The sequence below is a fragment of the Candidatus Binataceae bacterium genome (genome assembly GCA_035294265.1).
GTDB lineage: Bacteria > Desulfobacterota > Binatia > Binatales > Binataceae > DATGLK01.
On record DATGLK010000003.1, the window covers coordinates 1 to 14,929 of the forward strand.

Sequence of the window (14,929 nt, forward strand, 5' to 3'; positions counted from 1 at the left end):
CGTCAGCGCGATCACCCGAGCATTGATCTGACGGCTGTCGCTCATGTCCAGGCCGAGCTTCTGATAAAACTGATCGGCATGCGCGGTGGCACTCCCCAAAGTCGCGCGCACCGAAGCCAGCAAAACCTGCGGCGAACCCGCCCACAGCAGCAGCGCTGCCCCCGCGGCCAACACCAGGAGCGCCGTGACCGCCAGCACGATGCGCTCAAGCGCGACCTGCCAGCGCAGAAGAGCAAACATCAGCACAGCGGCCAAGCCCAGACTCAAAACGAATCCCAGCCCCTGCCAGACTCCACCCACCAGCCCCACCATCGCCACGCTCAGGAGCAAGCTCGCGATCAGCCGCGAGGTCGCGCTGGTTTGCCCCAGCGAGGCAATCAGCAAAGGAGCCGGCGCACAGACCATCACGCTGGTGCCCAACAGCGGTACCAAGCTGCCCATAAGGAACAGCGTGGCCGCCAAGACCGCCGCGCGTATCAGGCTTAGGGCCGCGTTGAGCCGCACATCGAGCCTCTCAGACGCCCAACGTGGAAAATGGCAGCAAAGCCAGGATGCGCGCGCGCTTGATCGCCACCGTCAGGGCTCTTTGATGCTTAGCGCAATTACCGGTGACCCGGCTAGGCACAACTTTTCCCCCCTCGGTGATGAAGGTTTGCAAGGTTCGTACGTCCTTATAGTCCACCTTGAGGGTCTTGTCGGCACAAAACCGGCATACCTTGCGCCGGCCGCCAGGGCGTCGGCGCCCGCCCGTACGTTCGCCCGGCCGCCCCTCCATACCACGGTCGCTTTCGCCCCGAGGGGAACGCGTTGGGCGGGGCAATCGTTCGGCCAATTCTTCGCTATGGTCGCTATCTGTCATCGCTTAAACCTTTTAATAACTTTACAGCCATGCCTGGAAGAGATTTAGATGGGCCTGCGGCTGCTCCTATCTTCACCTTGCGCCGGGTCGCAGTAGGCTGGCAACCACTTCTAGCCTCGCCGGGGCTTGACGCCCCACCAACCGAGTGGTGACCGCGCGCAATTCACCTTCGCCCCAAACTGTCTCACCGGCACGCAAACTCCCAAGCTCGCGCGCAACCTCGCCCAACAACACCACTTCAAGGACCAGAGGCTGGGTGCCGTCGTCGCAGCGCACCCAGGCCCGTAGCACAGGCTGGCCGCGAGGGGTGACCCGCAACTCGGCCGGCTTTACGAGCCGGCCGTCGAATTCAAGCCTCGCCGCCACCGGCTTCGGAGTCCTGGTCCGCAGCCTCGTCCGTGGGCTCACTGGACTCGGGCTCCGCTGGGGGTAGTGGTTCGCTGGCTGAGGCGGCTTGCGCCGCCGCGGCCGCGCGCGCTTCGGCCAAGCGGCGCTGGCGCGCTTCAATCTCGCTACGCAACTCGGCGGCATTCGCCTCCTCGGCTACCAGGACCGAGAGATAGCGCAGCACATCATCCATCAGCTTAAGATTGCGCTCGACCTCGTTCAGAGCCGCGGCCGGCGCGACATAGTCCAGACGGACGTAGTAGCCACGCCGCTCGCGCTTGACGCGATAGGCGAGCTCGCGCACGCCCCACTCCTCGGTCTCGACCATCTCGCCGCCGCCGTGGCTAATAATATCTTCAATCCGTTTGATTGCTTGGCGAAGCACTGCTTCGCCCAAATCAGGACGCAGGACGAAAATTGTTTCGTACCGCCGCACAGATAGACCTCCTTACGGATCGCAACTACGAGCCCCAACTAAGGAGCAAGGAGTCAAGAGGTCAAAGTTAACATCTGCACGTAGCTCTCTCAAGCCAGGAGGTTAAAAAAGGTTGGCTGTGATAGGTTAATAATCACGCCGATAAACCACGAAATTGCCGGTTACCTGAGCCCCCAGACGGCGCGCAGTGGCACGCGAGGCCCAATTGTCGTCGAGCACCAGGGTGTAGCCGGCATAGCGCATGCGCAATTGGGCCATGCGCAAAAACGAGCGCGCCGCCAACGCCAGACTAATCCCCTTACCGCGCCACGCCTCAAGTACCCCGATATTGATCAAGGCGCCGCGTGTCCCCCCGCCTCGCGAAGGAGGGATCCTGGCACCGGGGCGGATCTGAGCCAGTCGCGGACTGAAATCTGGCACCGCGAACATCACACCCACCAGCTGATGATCAACGGTCGCCACCATTGACAGTTCACCCACCTCGGTTTGGGCCAGCGCCATCAGCATCGGCCTGACCTCCGCGCGGGTAATGGGATTCCAGCCCCAATGGCGGGCAAAGGCAGCATTGATCACTTCGGTCCAGCCATCCACCGCCGCCAAGTAGCCGTAATCCTGCCAACTCTCGATCCTGGCCCCATGGCGGCGCGCGGCCTCCACCATGGCTGGATAACCGGCCAGGATCTCGCGCGTTAGCGGCACGGTGAAATCGGTCAGCCCCTTTTCGGTCCAGAAGCCGGCGGCTTTGAAATAGCGATGGTAGTAATCGGGATTGCCGCGCAGCAAGAACGAGGGCAAGCCCCCGTAGTTGTCGATGGCATAGGGGTAGTCCAGAAAGGCGGCAAAACCACTGCGTCCCGCATCCATGCCCCGGCGGCGTAGCCATTGCCCGGCGCTCTCAAGCAGCGCGCCGACGGCTTCGTCCTGCTCCGGCAAGGCCTCGAAATGGATGAGCTGACCGACGCGCTCCCGCCAATGTTCGTTGTAGCGGTGATTGACCACCGCGGTCACCCGCGCCACCAACCGGCCACCGCGACGCGCCACCAGCGGCAACATTTCCAAATAGGCCGTTATCGGCGCCCTTCCCCCCAGCAACTCCACCTCGTTATCGAGATCGGGCGGCCACCAAGCCGCTTGGCCTTGGTAGATCTGAAACGGCAAGCTGGCGAATTCCGCTAACCCCTCGCGCCCGGAAACCGGCTGGATTTTGATACTCTCGTCGTCCATCCCTGGTCGCTGCCACCCGCGGGCGAGTCGGCCCTTTCTTGTCAGCGTAGTTGATCGGGCACAACTCTGCCTAGCGCTCGAGGGCGGGCAGCGGCAGACATCTTCACACGGTCAGGTTTCACCTTTTTAGCACATGCGGCGGTATCGTTTTGTTAGCACAGCTAAGGGCCCTTTGCGTGCCATACCGGTTTGATGGCTGTTCGGTCAACGGGCTAGCGTGGGTTGGCGATGGCAGGCTCCAAGGCGCATCAGACTCGGTTGCGGGGAGAATTCAGCCGGGAGGCGCTCCCACATCTAGACGCGCTCTACGGCGCAGCCCTACATTTGACGCGCAACCGCGAGGAAGCCCAAGACCTGTGTCAAGAAGCAATGCTGCGGGCCTATCGCTCCTTTCGCCAGTTCACCGCCGGCACCAATTGCCGGGCCTGGTTGCTGACCATTTTGTACAACGTCTTCCGCAAGGGCTACCGCCGCCACCAACGCGAACGCGTCGCTATTACACAGGAAGGCTTGGCACGCGTGGCCCAAGGCCAAGAACCCCTGTCGGCCGCCAGCTACAGCCCCGAGCAGCTATTGGCCGAAACCCCGATGCAGCCTGAGGTGCAAGCGGCGCTGGAGAACTTGCCCGAAGAATTTCGCGGCACCCTGATGCTGGTTGACGGCCAGGAGCTAAGCTACCAGGAGGCCGCCCAGGTATTGGCGGTGCCGGTTGGCACCGTGCGCTCGCGGCTGTCGCGAGCACGCGGCCTGATGCGCCAAGCGCTGGCCGAATTCGCCCTTCAACATGGCTTCAAACCACCACACTCAGGACAGGAGTAGGCACGACCAACAAGCGACACACCAGCAGGCGTATGGACCATCGCGAATATATCGACCGGTACCTGAGCGCTCACGCCGACCGCGAGCTAGACGGCATCGAGTTGCAGGCGGTGAGCACCCATCTGGAGACCTGCCCGCCCTGCCGCGCGGAATTGGAGCGCGAACGTAGACTAAAATTACTTCTGCGCCAAACCCTCGCACCCGTGCCCGCCCCCGCTGCGCTGCGCGCACGCCTGGTAGCCCAACTTGACCAGACCCGGCCCGCGCAGCCGCGCTTCCTGCCCTGGGTCGCTGCCTTGGCCCTAGCCGCAGTCGGGGCGCTGGTTATCCTACGCGTGGACCTGCTGCGCCGCCCACCGGCGGCAATCGACCTCGCAGCGGCAGGCTACGGCCAGGCGCTACACCACTTCAGGCCCATGCTAAGCGCCCCCACCCCGCTGGCGCTAGCGGCCAAGATAAGCAAGCAGGCTGGGCTTAGCCTAGGATTATGGGATTTCTCCGCCGCCGGGTTCAAATTGGTGGGTTCGCGCATTGAACACCAAGCCGTTGGCCGGATCGTTATTTATACCTTGTACCGTGGCCCGCAAGGCTCGATCCTGTGCATGTTTACTCCCCGCGCGGGGCTGCTCGTGCCTGCCAGCAGCGCTCCTCCCAACGCCGCCCACCGCTTCGTGAGCGCCCGCGGCTTGAGCTTCGTCATCACCCAAGCCGGCCCGCTCTTGTGTGTCCTAGTCAGCCGGCTTTCGATGGCCAAGATGATGGAAGTAGTGCGCCGCTGCAGCTAGCGTCCCAGGCTCAGGCGCGCATGGAACCTGGGGCTGGCTTGGGGCGGGAAGGCTTGCGGCCGCCTGCTGCGCCCGGCCTCAGATAGCCGGAGGCGGCTTGCGCCAGCCGTTGATAGAAGCGGGCGCCCAGTGCAATCTCGATCGCAAAGCGACATTCTTCATACATCCGCGGCCCCGAGTTAAGTTTTAGACAGGGCAACAATTCCCAATCCTTGAGCCCGTCGAACAGCCGCCCAGTCGCACGCGAAGTGGCGGTCAACAACGTGCTACCATCCTCGAAGCGATAAACCACCAACGGGAACAGAATGCAGGCCATTGGCTTGATCGATTCCAGCGCCCAGCCCTTTTCCAGCGCCAGCGAATGCAGCCCGCACCACAACCGCCCGTTGTCATCGCGATAAGAGAACGCGCATCGTCCTTGCTCCTTGGCCAGGACCACGGTGTAGTCGTCGTCGAAGAAGCCCTTGAGCGAGCGTCGCGCTCCGATTCGCCCCGGCTCGCGCCGGCGCAGGTAGTCAAGCACCTCTGCGCCGTGGGCCTCGATTCGCTCGCGTTCGCGCGGCGTGATCTCGACCTCGTACTCCATGCAACAGGAATCGGTTTTAGGCGGACGATCGGCACCGGCGCACATGGTGGCGTCGCAATGGAAGCGGGTACGGAACAAGGCCGGCGCATCCACCATGATTCCATCGACCCGCAGCAGTTCACCACGCTCCTTGAGGCGGTCGATGTAGCGCCGCCAGGACGCCTCGTTGTATTCCGTCAGCCATTGGGAGAGAACCGACTTTGCGTCGTTGTTTGCCATCGCAGCCTCGTACCCCGCATCCGGCGCGGTCACAGCCTGCGCCAATTCGAGTAACCCACCCGGGCGCGCCCGATGCACGTCGTCACGCACCCGCTCCTCACCCTTGAGGGGCGCTGTTCCACAAATCAAGTTGACGCTGGCGCTCAAGGACGGCCAGCGGGTAACGACCGCTAAAGCAGGCGTCACAAAATCCCTCCCGGCCGCCGTCGTTCAAAAACGAATAGAGTCCCTCCCAGCTCAGATAAGCTAGCGAATCGGCGCCGATAAACTTGCGGATCTCCTCTACCGACTGATGTGAAGCCAGCAGCTCTTGCCGGGTGGGGGTGTCGATCCCGTAAAAGCAGGAATGGGTGGTGGGGGGAGCCGCGATCCGCATGTGAATCTCGCGGGCGCCCGCCTGGCGCAGCATCGGAATCACCTTCTGCAGCGTGGTGCCACGCACCAGCGAATCCTCCACCAGCACGATCCGCTTACCCTCTAGCACCGCCGGCACCGGATTGAATTTTATCTTGACTCCGAAGTGGCGAATGGCCTGGCGCGGCTCGATGAAGGTCCGCCCCACGTAGTGGCTGCGGATAAGGCCGAATTCAAAGGGCAAGCCGGCCGCTTCCGCATAACCCAGCGCCGCCGGGACGCCGGAATCGGGCACCGGCACCACCAAATCGGCCTGTGCCGGACATTCGCGGGCCAGCGCCATCCCCTGCTGCTTGCGTACCTGGTAAACGTTACGGCCGAAAACCGTGCTGTCGGGGCGGGCAAAATAAACATATTCGAACACACAGCGGCGCGGCACGCGGGCAGCAAAGGGTTTGTAAGAACGCACCCCGTGCTCGCCAATCGCCACCACCTCGCCAGGCTCGATCTCACGGATGTAATCCGCTCGCACCAGGTCCAAGGCGCAGGTCTCGGAGGCCACCACTGCGGCCTGGTCCAGCCGCCCCAGCACCAACGGGCGGAAGCCGTAGGGATCACGCGCCGCAATCAACTCGTGTTCGGTCAAAAAAAGCAGCGAATAGGCGCCGCGGATTTGGGCCAACGCCTCGATTACCCGCTCGCACAGGGTGGGTGCCGAGGAATTGGCGACCAGATGGATGATAACTTCGCTGTCTGAAGAAGACTGAAAGATAGCGCCCTCGCGCTCCAGTTGCTGGCGCAGCTCGGCAAAGTTGACCAGATTGCCGTTGTGCGCCACCGCCAAGCCGCCATGCGCATACTCCACGACCAGGGGCTGGCAGTTCTTCAAGGTGGTCGAACCGGTGGTGGAGTATCGGTTATGCCCGATGGCGGCGCTGCCCTCCAGGCGCGCGATGGCCTCGCCGCTGAAGATATCGGCGACCAGCCCCATCCCGCGATGGCTCAGGAGGGTCCTGCCGTTGGAAGAGACGATACCGGCGGATTCCTGGCCGCGGTGCTGCAAGGCATACAGGCCCAGGTACACTAAGTTGGCCGCCTCGGGATGGCGCCAGACACCAAACACTCCGCATTCCTCGTGGAAAGCGTCCAAATCGTGTTCGGCCTGCTCTACCATCACCCCCTCGGATCGAGGGCCGCTCATGTCAGCCTCCTGGGCAATGCCCCTTCGTAAATCCCCAGCAGCTCGTCCACTGCTTCATCGATACCGGGCTCGACAACGAGCCGAGGCCGCGCACTCACCTCGCCGATCATTCGGGCCTGCAGCGCCCGCTCGGCGGCCAATGCCAGCACGCCGTCCACCCTTGTCCGGGGCAACGAGACGATTACGCTGGAAGGGCCTTCGCCGAACAATTGCTCCCAAAGCTCCCCCGGTGCCGGCAACGCCACTTGGGCGCCCAACAGGCAATGGGGGTTGAAGCAGGCCTCGGCCAGCGCCACCACCAGGCCACCCTCGGCCACATCATGTGCCGAGCTTATCAGGCCGCGGGCGTGAAGAGTAACCAGCAGATCGACCAAGGCACGCTCGCGCGCCAGATCGATTGTGCCCAGTTCGTCGCCGCCGCCGAACAGCGCTTGAAACTCGCTGGCGGCCAGCCTGGGCACCCCACTGCGCAATAGAACGATCGCTTCGCCGGGAACTTTAAACCAGGGCCGCAGCGGGGGAGCGGCGTCCTCGAACAGCCCCACCATCGCGATAGTAGGGGTGGGCGGAATGGCCCGTCCCTGGGTCTCGTTGTAGAAACTAACATTGCCGCTGACAACGGGGGTGTCCAACGCCGCTGCGGCGTCGCGGATGCCTGCCACCCCGCGCGCAAATTGCCACATCACCCCCGGACGCTCCGGATTGCCATAATTTAAACAATCACTGATTGCTAACGGCCGCGCACCCACGCAGGCCACGTTGCGAGCTGCTTTGCATACTGCCGCGATCGCGCCCAGGTAGGGATCCCGCGCGCACACCCGCGAAGTGGAATCCACGCTCAACGCCAACGCCCGCGCCAGCCCCTTGATCCGGATCACGGCGGCGTCGCCGCCGGGCCCCAGCACGGTGTTGCTCTGCACCAGGGAATCGTACTGGCGAAAGACCCAGCGCTTAGAAGCCACGGTGGGGCAGTCCAACAGCCGGCGCAAGGCCTGAGCGGGAGTGGGACAAGGTTGAACGGGGGCGGGCGCAGGCGGCGCAGTTATCGCCTCCAGGGGGCGATCGTAGGCCGGAGCTTCATCGGTCAGCGCGCCGACTGGAAGGTCGGCTACCCACTGGCCGCGATAGCGCACCCGAAAGCGCGGCGCGGCACATAATTCGCCGATCTTGATCGCGTGCAGATCCCATTTCTCGAACACCGCCTGAATCTCGCTCTCGCGGCCGCGCTCGACCACAATCAACATGCGCTCCTGCGATTCTGACAGCAGCATTTCGTAGGGCGTCAGATTGCTTTCGCGCAAGGGCAAACAATCCAGGTCCAGTTCGATCCCCAGCCCCCCACGCGCCGCCATTTCGCTGGAGGAGGAGGTCAGACCGGCCGCGCCCATGTCCTGCAACGCTACCACTGCACCGGTACGAACGGCTTCCAGGCAGGCCTCGATCAGGAGCTTCTCGGTAAACGGGTCGCCAACCTGAACGGTCGGGCGCTTGTCTTGATCGGCACCGAACTCGGCCGAGGCCAACAGGCTGGCGCCGTGGATTCCATCGCGCCCGGTGGCCGCGCCAACGTAGAGCACCGGATTACCCACACCTCGCGCCTTGGCGCTTTGCAACTCGCCCTCGCGAGCCAGCCCCAGGCAAAAAGCGTTGACCAAGATGTTATCCTGATAGGCCGCGTCGAAGCTCACCTCGCCGCCCACCGTGGGTACGCCCACGCAATTACCATAACCACCAATCCCACCGACTACGCCCCTGAGCAGATGGCGGGTGTGGGGCTGATCGAGATCGCCGAACTTAAGCGAGTTGAGGCTGGCGATGGGCCGCGCCCCCATCGCGAAGATGTCGCGCAGGATTCCCCCCACCCCGGTAGCCGCCCCCTGGTAGGGCTCGATAAAAGAGGGATGGTTGTGGCTTTCAATCTTGAAGACGACCAAAAAGCCACCACCGATCGCGACTGCGCCGGCGTTCTCGCCCATTCCCTGGACCACGCGCCGATGGGTGCTTTTGAACTGCGCCAGGAGATGGCGCGAAGACTTGTAGGAGCAATGCTCCGACCACATCACGGCAAACATCCCCAACTCGGTCCAGGTCGGGGTACGACCCAACAGCCGCTCTATCCGCCGATACTCCTGCGCGCTGAGCCCTTGGGCCTGGGCCAGCGCCAAGTCCACCGCGGGCTCGCCGGGCAGGGCAACCGCCATACCGCTCATGACGCCGCCAGCGAGCGCAATAGCGTGGCTCCATCGCAACCGCCAAGGGCCTCTTCCACCGCATGTTCGGGATGAGGCATCAAGCCAAAGACATTGAAGGTTTCGTTAGCCACTCCGGCAATCCAATCCATCGAGCCGTTGGGATTGGCGACCGAGGTCAGCCGCCCGTCGTGGTCGGCATAGCGCAGCACTACCTGGCCGCGTTCCTTCATTTCGCGCAACTGCTCGGCGGGTGCCACGTAGCGCCCTTCGCCATGCTTGATCGGCAAGCGCAGCAGTTGACCAACCGCCGTCAATCGAGTGAGGCGGGTAGCCGCATTATCTACGCGTACCCACACCGGCTCGCAAATGAAGGTGCGGCCGGCATTGCGGGTCAGCGCGCCGGGCAGCAGCCTGGCCTCGCATAGAATCTGGAAGCCGTTGCAGATTCCCAGCACCAGGCCGCCGTCGTGAGCAAAGCGTGCAACGCTTTCCATCACTGGAGCAAAGCGTGCCATCGCACCGCAGCGCAGGTAGTCGCCGTAGCTGAAGCCTCCGGGCAAAACCACGCAATCCACGCCGTGAAGGTTGCGATCCTTGTGCCACAACTCGACCACGTCCTGGCCAAGCAGGCCCAAGGCCCAGACCGTGTCGCGATCATCAAGGGAGCCGGGAAATGTCACCACTCCCCACTTCACGCGCCGTCGACCTCCAGGCGGTAATCCTCAATAAGCGTATTCGCGAGCAGCTGTTCGCACATTGCCCTCGCAGTGATGGTCGCCTCGCTGGTCGATTGCGCGGCCAACTCAAGTTCCAGGTACTTGCCCACCCGTACGCTCGCCACGCCGGTAAAGCCCAGCGCCGCCAGCGCGTGCTCCACCGCTTTACCCTGGGGATCGAGAATCCCGGTCTTGGGCGTGATAAATACTTTAACTCGCAACGCGACGACTCACTGGGAGACCCGCCGGAGCATTTCCTGGTAGGCCTCTTCGACCCCACCCAGGTCGCGGCGGAAACGATCCTTGTCCAGTTTCTGACGCGTGGCCTTGTCCCAAAATCGGCAGGTGTCGGGACAAATTTCGTCACCTAACAGGATCTTGCCGTGATGGCGGCCAAACTCCAGCTTGAAATCCACCAACAGGATTCCACGCGGATCAAGGAATTCCCTCATGATCCGGTTGACCTGCAGGGCCAGAGCCTTGATTTGATCCAACTCGGCGGCAGTGGCCCATTTAAAGGCTATTGCGTGCTCCGGCAGAATCAAAGGGTCATCGAGCGGATCCGACTTGTAGTAGAATTCCACAATTGGGAAAGGTAACTCCTCGCCCTCCGCGCGGCCCAACCGCTTCGCCATCGAACCCGCCACCAAATTGCGCACCACGGTCTCCACCGGAATTATATCGAGCCGCCGGCAGAGCATCTCGCGCTCGTCGATCCGGGAGACAAAATGGGTGGCGACGCCCTGCTGCTCGAGCAGATTGAAAAACAACTCGGACATGCGGTTGTTGATCACACCCTTTTGCTCGATTGTACCGCGCTTCTTGGCATTGAAGGCGGTGGCGTCGTCCTTGAAATAGGCGATGACTAAATCTGGATCGGTGGTGGCGTAAAGCTTTTTGGCCTTGCCCTCATAAAACATTTCTAACTTTCCAGGAATGTTCACCATTTTGCCTTCCTTGCGGCCTTCTGCACGACACCTCGTGGCCTGCACGAAGGCGTGGTGCCGACAAGCCGTAGTTCGAATAATGCAAACTAACTACTTTAGCGACGGCTTGGGATAAATACTTCGGGTCAAAATTAATCCACAAACCGCCTGTGCTTAATTCATTTTAGCTGGTCGGCCGGCGCGAAACGATCTACCAGCTCGGCGGCCAAGCCCAGGTAGTTGGAAGGGCTCAACTCCAGCAACCGGTGGCGCAGCGGCTCGGGCAGCGGCAATTGGCCGATGAACTCGGCGATCAAGGCACGATCGATCCGCCGTCCCCGCGTCAGATCCTTGAGCCGTTCGTAAGGTTGGGGCATACCGCAACGGCGCATCAGGGTTTGAATCGCCTCCGCCACCACCTCCCAGGCCTGCTCACCCGCCAATTCCGCCGCCAGCCGGTCGCGGTTGACCTCGATCAGCCCTAGGCCGCGCTCCAGCGCCGCCATCGCTACCCAAAGATGACCGAAGGCAGTGCCGATACCGCGCATGGCGGTGCTGTCGCTAAGATCACGCTGCCAGCGCGAGATCGGCAGTTTTATCGCCAGATGTTGGAACAGCGCGGTGGCCATGCCGGCGTTACCTTCGCAATTTTCGAAATCGATGGGATTGATCTTATGGGGCATGGTGGAAGAGCCGACTTCGCCTTCCACCGCACGCTGGGTCAAACAGCCGCGCGAGATATAGCCCCACATATCACGCGATAGATCGATTAAAATGGTGTCGATCCGGACCGTCAGGTCAAACAATTCAGCCAGGTAATCGTGACTCTCAATTTGAGTGGTGAGGGGGTTCCATTGAAGCCCCAGGCCACGCACGAAGGCCTCGCTGTGCGCAATCCAGTCGACCTCGGGATAAGCCGCGACGTGGGCGTTGAAATTGCCCACCGCGCCGTTGGCCTTGCCCAAGTATTCCTGCCCCGCCAATTGGCGGGCCTGACGCTGAAGGCGGGCCGCGAAGATCGCCAACTCCTTGCCAAGCGTGGTCGGGGTGGCAGCTTGGCCGTGAGTCAGCGCCATCAGCGGAAGCCGGCTCCATCGGCGCGCCAGCGCCGCCAGTTGCGCCACCAGCTTCGCCAGCCGCGGCGCCAGTGCTTGGTCCGCGAATTCCTTGAGCATCAGCGCGTAGGCGTTACTATTGATATCCTCGGAGGTACAGCCGAAGTGGACCATCTCGACTGGCAACCCGGAATCGATCGCATTTAGCCGGTCTTTGACGAAGTATTCCACCGCCTTGACGTCGTGATTGAGGGTGCGCTCAAGCTCCTTGACCACGCGCCCGTCAGCGATGGAAAAATCCCGATAAATGGCGCGCAATCGCTCAGCCGTAGCGGGAGCCAGCCGGGGCACCGCATCGATGGCCGGATTGGCGGCCAGGGCCAAAAACCATTCCACCTCCACCCGGACCCGATAGCGAATAAGGGCTAACTCGCTGAAGAAGCGCGATAATTCCTGAGTGCGAGTGCGGTAACGTCCGTCGATCGCGCTGACCGCGCTCAATGCCAGCTCGGACGGTGTGATTTGATCGTTCATAATTGTTCTTACCGACTGCGCGCTAGCGCCCAGTGTGGCCAAAGCCCCCCTCGCCACGAACGCTGGAGGTCAGTTCGGCTACCTCGGTCACTACCGCCCGTGTCACTGGCGCGATTACTAACTGGGCGATCCGGTCGCCGGGATTAATCGTCACCGCTCCCTGACCCAGGTTGATGAGCAGCACCTTCACTTCGCCGCGGTAATCGGCGTCAATGGTGCCGGGCGAGTTGAGCAAGGTCAAACCATGCTGAAGCGCCAACCCACTGCGCGGACGCAGCTGCCCTTCGCTCCCTGGAGGAATTTCCACCGCGATTCCGGTTGGCACCTGGCATCGCTGCAGCGGCTCTAAGCGCAGCGGCTGCTCCAGTGCCGCACTGAGGTCCAGCCCGGCGGCATGAACGCTGTGATAGGCGGGAATAACGGCCGCCACACTCAGCCGTTTGACCTTGAGCCTGGGCGTGCTGTCCACGGCCAGCATTGTAACCGAATTGACGGTGCCAACGCAGCCACCACGACCGATTATGAGGAAGGAGGCAGGGGGTGCCGCAGATTGCGGCACGCCGACACGGGCGGGATTGAATAGAGCGGGACTTGCGACCGCGACCTAACGAAGGCGGTCAACTAGCGCTGCGCTACCAGGGTTAGCTTGTTGCCAGCCGCGCCCGCGACCAGGTTAGCGAGGGCGAAGCCGACCCGAAAGATGGCGAAGACCGCACGGTTATCAAACCAGCTAAACCACTTAAATGGCACATGAGGATCATATACCAAGGCACGCTGCCATTTGATTCGTGCGAAAGCCTGGGCACTAAGCAGGGTTGCGACCTTGCCTGGGGACAGGCGCTTGATTTCGATGCCGCCCTCTGGGCGTTTGACCGACAGCCCCAGCTCCCCCGCCCACGCGGTCAAAGTGGCGTCGGCCGGCTCCATTACGATCAGCGCTTGCGCCGCAACCCGAGCCATCTCGCGCAACGCCAGCTCGGGCTGCTCCAGGTTATGCAACCCCTCATGTACCGCGACCACATCGAAGCTGGCATCGGCGAAGGGCAGACGCTGAGCGTCGGCGACCGCAAAGCTGGCCATAAAACCATGGCGGCGGGCCCGCTCGCGCGCGCGTTGCACCGCGGCGACGGAGAAATCTGACACCGTCACGCGCGCTCCCTCGCGGGCAAATTTCTCTGCCATCAGTCCGCTACCGCTACACACTTCCAACAGCGATCGCCCGTTCAGGGGTTGATCGAGCAAGCCAAGCGCGGCGCGAAACTTGTAACTAATCAGAAACTGGTAAAGTCGGCCGCAATTGTGGGGACGTTCGATTTCAAACTCCAGCGCGCGCTTCTCGTCAACGAAGTAGTTTTGGTAATTGCGCAAGTCCTGCATCGAGCGATTCATCGTAGCTTTTCCGGATACGCCTAAAAGCGGCAAGCACCAAAGCGCCGCGCAGGATTACAACAACCTCGCCCGAATCGATTTTCGGGCGTCGACAAAAAGCGCGTCAAGGCGGGACAGGTAGCGTGGCGGTAGCGCAAAAAAATCATTGTTATTCACTCGGTGGCTAAAGGTATCGACGCTAACGATCCTGTAACCGCACTGCGTCAGTGGTGACAGGCAAGAGGCCTGGGGATGGAGGCATCGTACGAAGACCACGGGCTGGTCATACCGGATAGTGTCCATCCCACCCGTAATGACGCTGGCCTCGCATCCCTTGACATGAATCTTGAGCAGATCGACAGGGCCACGACGCGCGCGTTCGCTATCGATAGTTGCCAGCGCCACTTCCAACGGCGCCGCCTTTCCCCAATCACGCACCGTACCTGGATAAAACTCTGCCGCCCTCGGCGCGCGCGCGGCCTGGAATTGCTCCAGTCGTAGGGTAGTCCGTCCCACCCGGTCGCTGACCGCGGCCGCGACCAGCGAGACTCCGCTTAATTGATTACGGCTGACCGTATGACGGATCAGCGCCTGATGAGCTGGCAGCGGCTCAAACAGCACGGTCTGGGTTTGCGGCGAGTGGCTTTTGACAGTCCAACTGTACATCCCCAGTTTGGCCTCGATATCCCAGAATGCACGCGGGGAAAACTGTCTGACGCAGCTCGTGAGCAAAGCTCTCAGATTAGGCGGCGGTGCGCCGCTGCGTGCGTAGGATACACCATGACTGATACGCAGCCCGCGGATTTTGAACTGCACTCCCGGGATTTGCAGCCACACCGGCGCGTCGGCAAGCCTGACAAGCGAGCCCAACCCGGGCCATCCAGCGCCGGCATCATCGAAAAGAATAAACCGCCGCCGGATGGCACCGATCAGGACTTTTATGGAGGTAGCGTCGAAAGTCGTACCTTGGTGCTGTAAACGTTAGTTCAGGTGCATAGACGTTTAGTCAGAAGTCTGGCGCGAACCAGACCTTCGCCGCATCACACCGACAAAAGCGTACCGCGTGCGGCCCGGACGGCACGGCGACGGCCATGATGGCTGCGAAAGCGCCATACGAACGCGCCGTGCGGCGGCTACTTTTATATTGACGTCGCTAGGAGGGCCATCATACCAAGCCCGGTGGCGGTATTGGCAATAATCTGCGTGACGCTGGTCCAGTATTTAACTTTATCAAAATAGATCAGCTGCTCCGGTACGTAGACCGTATC

At 62.0% G+C, this 14,929-nt stretch carries 17 protein-coding genes; 2 read left to right on the forward strand and 15 right to left on the reverse strand.

Translation table 11 applies throughout. The features are described from left to right. The 5 genes from VKV28_00170 to VKV28_00190 form a co-directional block, all read right to left on the reverse strand. Positions 1 to 504: DUF2232 domain-containing protein (locus VKV28_00170; protein HLH75193.1), on the reverse strand; the 504-nt coding region annotated here is incomplete at its 3' end. Positions 505 to 514: 10 nt separating this feature from the next. After that, entirely contained in the window at positions 515 to 775 is a 261-nt protein-coding gene (rpsR, locus tag VKV28_00175) for a 30S ribosomal protein S18 (GenBank protein HLH75194.1), read from the reverse strand. A 156-nt stretch (positions 776 to 931) separates the two neighbouring features. Beyond that, the gene (locus tag VKV28_00180; protein HLH75195.1) at positions 932 to 1,225 is read right to left on the reverse strand and encodes a hypothetical protein; all 294 of its coding nucleotides are present in this window, start codon (positions 1,223 to 1,225) and stop codon (positions 932 to 934) included. Beyond that, entirely contained in the window at positions 1,209 to 1,682 is a 474-nt protein-coding gene (gene rpsF / locus VKV28_00185) for a 30S ribosomal protein S6 (protein HLH75196.1), read from the reverse strand. Before rpsF ends, VKV28_00180 begins: the two co-directional genes overlap by 17 nt. Positions 1,683 to 1,808: 126 nt before the next feature. After that, positions 1,809 to 2,906 carry a hypothetical protein gene (locus VKV28_00190; protein HLH75197.1) on the reverse strand — a complete coding sequence of 366 codons (1,098 nt, stop codon included), beginning with the start codon at positions 2,904 to 2,906 and terminating at the stop codon, positions 1,809 to 1,811. Positions 2,907 to 3,134: 228 nt separating this feature from the next. On the opposite strand from VKV28_00190, the gene VKV28_00195 reads away from it, so the two are divergent. Together VKV28_00195 and VKV28_00200 are read left to right on the forward strand one after the other, a co-directional pair. Then, on the forward strand, positions 3,135 to 3,725 hold the full coding sequence (locus VKV28_00195) for a sigma-70 family RNA polymerase sigma factor (GenBank protein ID HLH75198.1): 591 nt from the start codon (positions 3,135 to 3,137) through the stop codon (positions 3,723 to 3,725). Positions 3,726 to 3,757: 32 nt separating this feature from the next. Continuing rightward, positions 3,758 to 4,510, forward strand: coding sequence for an anti-sigma factor (locus VKV28_00200; GenBank protein ID HLH75199.1), 753 nt, complete (start codon positions 3,758 to 3,760; stop codon positions 4,508 to 4,510). A 10-nt stretch (positions 4,511 to 4,520) separates the two neighbouring features. On the opposite strand, the gene VKV28_00205 is transcribed toward VKV28_00200, so the two are convergent. The 10 genes from VKV28_00205 to VKV28_00250 form a co-directional block, all read right to left on the reverse strand. Then, positions 4,521 to 5,405 carry a DUF3109 family protein gene (locus VKV28_00205; GenBank protein ID HLH75200.1) on the reverse strand — a complete coding sequence of 295 codons (885 nt, stop codon included), beginning with the start codon at positions 5,403 to 5,405 and terminating at the stop codon, positions 4,521 to 4,523. A gap of 7 nt (positions 5,406 to 5,412) precedes the next feature. After that, entirely contained in the window at positions 5,413 to 6,870 is a 1,458-nt protein-coding gene (purF, locus tag VKV28_00210) for an amidophosphoribosyltransferase (GenBank protein HLH75201.1), read from the reverse strand. Beyond that, positions 6,867 to 9,080 (reverse strand): phosphoribosylformylglycinamidine synthase subunit PurL, encoded by a 2,214-nt coding sequence (gene purL, locus VKV28_00215; protein ID HLH75202.1) that lies wholly within the window; start codon positions 9,078 to 9,080, stop codon positions 6,867 to 6,869. The genes purF and purL overlap by 4 nt, the downstream gene beginning before the upstream one ends. Then, positions 9,077 to 9,757 carry a phosphoribosylformylglycinamidine synthase subunit PurQ gene (gene purQ, locus VKV28_00220; GenBank protein HLH75203.1) on the reverse strand — a complete coding sequence of 227 codons (681 nt, stop codon included), beginning with the start codon at positions 9,755 to 9,757 and terminating at the stop codon, positions 9,077 to 9,079. The genes purL and purQ overlap by 4 nt, the downstream gene beginning before the upstream one ends. Next, complete coding sequence (purS, locus tag VKV28_00225) at positions 9,754 to 9,999, reverse strand: phosphoribosylformylglycinamidine synthase subunit PurS (protein HLH75204.1); 246 nt, start codon at positions 9,997 to 9,999, stop codon at positions 9,754 to 9,756. Before purS ends, purQ begins: the two co-directional genes overlap by 4 nt. Positions 10,000 to 10,008: 9 nt before the next feature. Continuing rightward, complete coding sequence (gene purC, locus VKV28_00230; GenBank protein ID HLH75205.1) at positions 10,009 to 10,725, reverse strand: phosphoribosylaminoimidazolesuccinocarboxamide synthase; 717 nt, start codon at positions 10,723 to 10,725, stop codon at positions 10,009 to 10,011. 158 nt (positions 10,726 to 10,883) lie between these two features. Continuing rightward, positions 10,884 to 12,293, reverse strand: a complete 1,410-nt coding sequence (gene purB / locus VKV28_00235; GenBank protein ID HLH75206.1) for an adenylosuccinate lyase — start codon at positions 12,291 to 12,293, stop codon at positions 10,884 to 10,886. A gap of 22 nt (positions 12,294 to 12,315) precedes the next feature. Next, positions 12,316 to 12,771 (reverse strand): dUTP diphosphatase, encoded by a 456-nt coding sequence (gene dut, locus VKV28_00240; protein ID HLH75207.1) that lies wholly within the window; start codon positions 12,769 to 12,771, stop codon positions 12,316 to 12,318. A 143-nt stretch (positions 12,772 to 12,914) separates the two neighbouring features. Next, positions 12,915 to 13,682, reverse strand: a complete 768-nt coding sequence (locus VKV28_00245; GenBank protein HLH75208.1) for a class I SAM-dependent methyltransferase — start codon at positions 13,680 to 13,682, stop codon at positions 12,915 to 12,917. 54 nt (positions 13,683 to 13,736) lie between these two features. Further along, positions 13,737 to 14,498, reverse strand: a complete 762-nt coding sequence (locus tag VKV28_00250) for an FkbM family methyltransferase (protein HLH75209.1) — start codon at positions 14,496 to 14,498, stop codon at positions 13,737 to 13,739. Positions 14,499 to 14,929: the final 431 nt, after the last annotated feature.